The sequence below is a fragment of the Sinomonas sp. genome, assembly GCF_036848755.1.
Classification (GTDB): domain Bacteria; phylum Actinomycetota; class Actinomycetes; order Actinomycetales; family Micrococcaceae; genus Sinomonas.
On record NZ_DAIUJO010000170.1, the window covers coordinates 1 to 5,654 of the forward strand.

Consider the following 5,654-nt stretch of genomic DNA (forward strand, 5'->3'; position numbering starts at 1 on the left):
CTTCTGGTTAGTCCTACAGCCTCAGTTGTGACTTGAAGCATAAGTTTGCCGCTGCGGCAAGATTATGGTTCCAGCACCAGGCAGGGAAGGCTCCGTGGGCTGAGGGACGCGATGCGTTCCATCATGTCCGCCAGCCCAATTCCTGCAGTGCCTCGTGCCATGCTGCCTGAGCTGCGGCAATCCGGAAGGTTGCCGGTCGGTTGAGGAGCAGGGCGACGCGGTTCGAACTGGGGTATTGCCCTTGGTGATGCAGCTGGTAGGTTGCCTGGCGGACTTCCTCCCGGAGGCGCTCCCTCGTTCGCCTGCCTCGCTCCTTGCGATACGCGAGATGCCGCGCGGAGATGGCGCGGCACTCATCGGGGAAGTAGTACCGCAGCAGCTGATTGGAGACGGCGAGACGCCGAGCGACGGCCTGGAGGGACGGGGGCGGCTCCTCCTCGCCGGCCAGGATCTCGCCCAGGACGCGCTGGGTGGTCTCCCGCTCTAGGGTCGGCCACGCGTGTGGTGGCGGGGCGGGGAGCCGTGGCGCCCTGTGTGCTTCTGCCCGGTGCGGCACGTGGGCGTCGTCGCCCAGCAGGAAGCGAAGCGGTGTAGTCCCGAGGCGGCTGCAGATCAGCAGCAGGAACGACAGCGAGGGGAGCGTCAGCCCCGTGTGCCACTGGGCGGCCGTTTCGATCACCAGCCCCAACGTTCGAGCCCAGGCACGGCGGTTTCCCTGAGCCACGCGCTCCACGGAGGCGGCGAGGGCCTGGAGGAGGTGCTCCCGGCGTGGGGGAGTGGGCAAGGTAGGTGCGGCCGCGATCAGGTCGCCCAGAGCCTGAGCGATCCAAAGGTGCGCCTCGTCCTCCTCCGGCGTGGCCGCACCCGCCTCGGCCGGTTCTGGGATGGAGGGGCGGCCCAGCCAGCGTTCGCACCGGGCGCAATAGCCGGGCCGCGACCGCGGGCCTAGCCAGGGGGAGGGCCGGCGGCAGTCCGAATAGGGGCACACGAATTGCAGGCGCTGGTGATGGCGCAGACAGAGGATGACCGGTGCCAGGGACCAGAGCAGTGGCTCGTAAATGACCTGCCCGGCCTGGCGCTGTTCCTCGTAACAGGCCGGACACCAGGCGCGGGTGGGGCGCTGCAGCTGCCGGACCGACAGCACCTCCGCCCAGGTCAGCAGCGTGAGGAAGCGTAAGGTGGGCTGACCGGTCAGCGTGTGGAGGGCGGCCGCCAGCTGCTGAGCCAGAGGCCGGGTGCCGTTGAAGGCACGGGTCTCATTCCACCAGAAGGTCGGGGGCAGCCGGTGGTCCTGCGTCTGCACCCAGTGGGGGCGATCCAGCAGGGGGAGGATCTCCTGCACCACCAACGGCCGGACCAGCACGCCATGGGCTTCGGCGAGCCGGGTGATGTAGCTGGTCAGGCTTTCAGTCTCGGACGTCCCGATCCCGATGGGGTCAAGCGAGAAGAGGCGGCTGCGCGGCGGGAGGGTGGGACGAGCCAGGTCCCATCCCTCATAGACGGTCAACTCGTCACCGCTCATGCTCGGCCCTCCCCGCGCCCACCGGATCACGCGTGGGACGCCGCTGCGCCGCCCGACCGGTGGGACGCCGTGTGGTGACCTGAGCCCCGTCCCCGCCCTTTGACGTCGTGGCGGGGGCTGCGCTCCGTTCCGTCTCCAGGCCCAGGAGCAGACGGAGCTCGCCGCGCTCCCGGCCGCGCTGTCCGAGGGCCGCCTCCCCCTCGGTGCTCTCACGGACCATGCTCAGCAGGGTGCGGGTCGCGGGGGCGGATCGCTCCAGGTGCTGCCAAGTAAGAGTGGCAGCACCTGCCTCCAGCGCCGCAGCCAATGCCTGCTGCAGCCAGGTCTTCAGGACGCCAACACAGCCGGCAGAGCGTTCGTAGAACTCCTCCCAGCGGCCGAGCAGGTCCGGCTCCGTGGCCAGGGGCAGATGCCGTTGGAAGGTCAGGAGCACACTCTTGAAGGCCAGGAGATCCTCCGGCGTCTCGGCGTGGTAGCGGCCGAAGTGGAGCACCACGCTGCGCCGGCTCAGCTGGGCGCTCAGGTCCGCCAGGCCCAGGAGCTCGTAGGTGCCGACCAGCACATGGACCGCCCCGCTCAGCGCCGCCAGGGATTTGAGGGTGTCCATCTGGTCGAGCAGACGTCGGCCGCTGGTCAGGCGCCGGAGGTGCTGCGCCTCGTCCACAATGACGACCGCGACCCGACGCTGCCGCAGGCACTGCTCGAGCGCCCGACGCAGGTCCGGGGTGGAGGTGCTCCGCTCGATCCGCACCCGCCCAGTCCCGCGAAGGGCATGATCGATCTTGTCCTTGATGAGCGGCTCCTCCAGGGCCAGCAACGCGCGGGTGTAGTAGTCTTTCCAGTTGAACTGGCCCGAGTCCGGGGCTGCCGCCTCCAGGGCGACCACCGGCAGGTGACCGGGATCCCGCTCCATCTCAGGCAGCGCCCCAGCGAGGAGCTGCTGCTCAAGCCGCAGCCTCAGGGTCGTCTTCCCGACTCCCGTGGGCCCGACGACCAGGATCAGGGAGGCACCGGCAGGTGTATCGATGGTATGCAGCAGAGCGAGGTGGGTCTGCTTGAGACGGGGATGGGCGACGACTTTGGCAGCGAAGTAGCCCAGGCGATCGGCGGGTGACTGCGCCAGGAGGTGGTGGGGGAAGCGTTCGGTGGCCGCCATCACACATAGTCCTCATAGACGACCAGACGCGCCTCGGTTGCACCAGACGCGGGGGGCGGCGGTGAATCGGCGAGCGGGGCTCCGCGCTCCATCGGCTCAGGGGTAGCATTGGCCGGCTGGCCCCGGGCGAGGAGCGGTCGAATGTTCTTTGCCTCGGCATCCCGTAGACGCTGCTCCAGCAGCACCTCCTCTGCCTCCAGCGAGACCAGGAAGTCGGCCAGCGCGCGCGCCGTGATCCGGAGCTGCTGGCCGTGCCGCTGCCGGCGGCGGCGCACCTCGGCGGTGGCGAGCTGGATCTCCCGCTCCGAGCGGCCGGTGAAGGCGGCGTGGTACTCGGAGATGCAGCGCACCCAACGCCCACCAACGAAGGCATACGCCAGACCTGCATTGAAGGGGTCGAAGCGGATCGGCACCTGGGTGCCTTCGATGACCGGAATGAGGAAGGCATCGGACCAATAGTACAGATGGTTGATCTTGACCCCGAGGCGGGGCTGGAGCGTGGCCGTGCCCTTGCGGGTGGTGGGCAGGGTCAGCATCCGGAAGTCCTCGTCGTCGGCGATGAGGCGCTGGGGCCGTTGGCCGCTCTGGAGCAGCCCGGCGGTGAAAGCCTCGCGAGGCGACTGCCCGAGGGCTGGATGCTCGAGGGTGTCGTAGACCTCGTAGGCCCAGGTGCACAGGTAGGTCCAGAGCCGCTCCAGGGTCCAGCAGGCCTGCGCCTTGGGGTCCACCGCTTTGGTCATAGTCCGACCGTGCTGGAGGATCTGGGTGTTCCCGGCCAGGGTATGGATGAACCGGCTGTTGGTTGTGCCGAACAGGCGCTCACAGACGGAGCCGAAGCGGGGCGCGGCCCCAGGCCGCGTCTTCTTGGTGCATTCATAGCGAGCCAGCAGCGTCTCGAAGTAGACGCTCGCGAACTCCGGGCCGCCGTCCACCACCACGGTCTGAGGGAGCCGGTGGTGGCGGTGGACGCACTCCCGCAGGATCAGCATGCAGGCCCGGTAGCTCGGCGGGTCGAAGCTCAGGGAGACCGCTAGCAGCCGCCGAGAGCAGGCATCGGTCAAGAAGGTTGTCCAGGGCCGGCCGAGTGGGCGGCCGGTGCGGGAGCAGACCAGTTCGACGTCGAGCTGGGTGTGATCGATGTGCCCGATCTCGAACGGCCGGTCGCCGTGCCGTGGCGTCGTCAGGGTCAGCTCCCAGTAGAAGGGGGCTTCCTGGCTGGCCGCCCGCGGTCCCTGCCGCCTGGCCACCTGGTCCTGGCGCGGCCGGCGGGTGACGGCCCGGGTGAACGTCTTGTAGCTCGGCGGCCGCAGCTCCTGCTCGTCGCAGGCGCGCACCAGTGCCGCATACACCTCGAACCGGGGCTTCTGCTTGAGCGTCTCGTAGTCGCTGACAATGAAGACATCGAGCAGCTGCCGTGTGGCCGCCGCGAGCTTGGGCTGGCGGTTGCCGCGCTGGCTCCAGCGTGGCAGGAGGCCGACATAGCCGCAGTGGTGGACCTGCTCCGCCTTCCGCCACTGCGCCAGCCAGCAGCGGATGGTACGGGCGGGTGTGGTCGACGTGACGGGTGCAGCCCCCGCCAAGCACGAGGCAATGATGGCGTAGCGGCGGTTGGCCTCGCTGAAGTCGTCCGGGCTGGCCCGCATGAGGCACTCGCGAGCCTGGGCACTGATCCCGACGGGAGCCGGAGCGATGGGCGCAATCAGCTTCCCCTGCCCGATCAGGGCTTCGATTGTGGCCGGTGGGAGTTCGACCAGGCTGCCATCCGCAGACAGTAGTGCGGTCGTGGTCTGTCCGGCATTGACGATCGTCCAAAGCTGGCCATCCCAGACCACCGACACGCCGGCTGCCAGGGAGACGCTCTGACGAGCGACCGTGGGAGGCGCCGCGGCCGTGATCATCACCGCGTAGGCCTGGGCCGTCGCCTGATCCCGGAAGACGCACACTCGCTCCGGCTCAGCTAGGGGCATGGCACGCAGGTCGACATAGAGCCGATGGGTGGCGATCAGGCCATAGATCGCGTCGCTGGCTGTCCCTTCGAGGCATCCGAGTAGCTCATCGAGCGGTATCCCGGGCCGCTGTGCGACCAGCGCTTGGATGGCAGCGGCTGTATCGTCACTGACCGCCGGGTCATCGACCCGGAGGTAGTCCTCGAGGAAGAGCAGGTTGCGCTGAAAGACCCAATCGATCTCTGCGGAGGAGCGGACCCGATAGACGAAGCCCAACGGCTCGGCATAGCGCTCCCCTGGTGGACACGACCAACGCCCCTCGTCGCCCTGGACGTAGCGGTGGGGCATCGTCTGGGCAAGCCGGAGCAGATCCGCTTCGGTCTTCCACTCCTCCCAGCCGACAGAGTCGGTTCGGAGCACGAAGAAGTCGGGGGTATGCCAGACACCGACCTGGCGCTCGGTCTTGGCTCGGTAGACAAGCTTGATCGCTGGGGGCTGGTCGTAGAACTCGAGAGTCTCGGGGTCGTACTCGTACTCATAGACGCCGGCCAGCTCATTCCGGTGGCTCTCCGCCTGGATGGTGCGGCCCATCTTCCGACTGGGATAGCGCACCGCCACATTGCCGGCGGTACTGCGCACCCGACGAGCGGGAGGCGAGGAACGAATGGCTTCGATAAGGGCCTGAGCCTGCTCGGACAGACCCAGGTGCTGACACAGCTGGGTGAGGGCATCGGTACTGAGCATGGCGGTGTCTCCTGACGAGAAGTGGGATAACCGCATGCTCGCATGGCATCACCGGTGACGCTGGAGGTCGCAACTCATGGCAAGCTTATGGTTCCAATTACTCCTCGCGGCAAGGTTATGGTTCCCCTCCCTACCGTTTCGGCCGTGGCCGAACGCCAAAGTTTGGTCTATCCGGGGAGCCTGACGGCAAAGATATGCTTCCAACGCGGCAAAGTTATGGTTCAAGTCACATCAGTTGGGCGTCTCTGGGGGCGAATGACAGAGGAGAGCACCGCGCCGGCGATAA

Annotated in this window: 4 protein-coding genes; 1 reads left to right on the forward strand and 3 read right to left on the reverse strand. The window is 67.8% G+C overall.

Going from position 1 to position 5,654, the window contains the following annotated elements; translation table 11 throughout:
• Positions 1 to 121 precede the first annotated feature (121 nt).
• Genes V7053_RS17625 through V7053_RS17635 form a run of 3 tightly spaced genes read right to left on the reverse strand, consistent with a single transcriptional unit; the run spans position 122 to position 5,215 of the window.
• On the reverse strand, positions 122 to 1,522 hold the full coding sequence (locus tag V7053_RS17625; RefSeq protein ID WP_334173564.1) for a TniQ family protein: 1,401 nt from the start codon (positions 1,520 to 1,522) through the stop codon (positions 122 to 124).
• Positions 1,512 to 2,678 (reverse strand): ATP-binding protein, encoded by a 1,167-nt coding sequence (locus V7053_RS17630; protein WP_334173565.1) that lies wholly within the window; start codon positions 2,676 to 2,678, stop codon positions 1,512 to 1,514. The genes V7053_RS17625 and V7053_RS17630 overlap by 11 nt, the downstream gene beginning before the upstream one ends.
• Complete coding sequence (locus tag V7053_RS17635; protein WP_334173566.1) at positions 2,678 to 5,215, reverse strand: hypothetical protein; 2,538 nt, start codon at positions 5,213 to 5,215, stop codon at positions 2,678 to 2,680. The genes V7053_RS17630 and V7053_RS17635 overlap by 1 nt, the downstream gene beginning before the upstream one ends.
• A 195-nt stretch (positions 5,216 to 5,410) precedes the next feature.
• On the opposite strand from V7053_RS17635, the gene V7053_RS17640 reads away from it, so the two are divergent.
• Positions 5,411 to 5,654, forward strand: a 244-nt coding sequence (locus tag V7053_RS17640; protein WP_334173567.1) for a hypothetical protein, incomplete at its 3' end; no start/stop codon positions are given.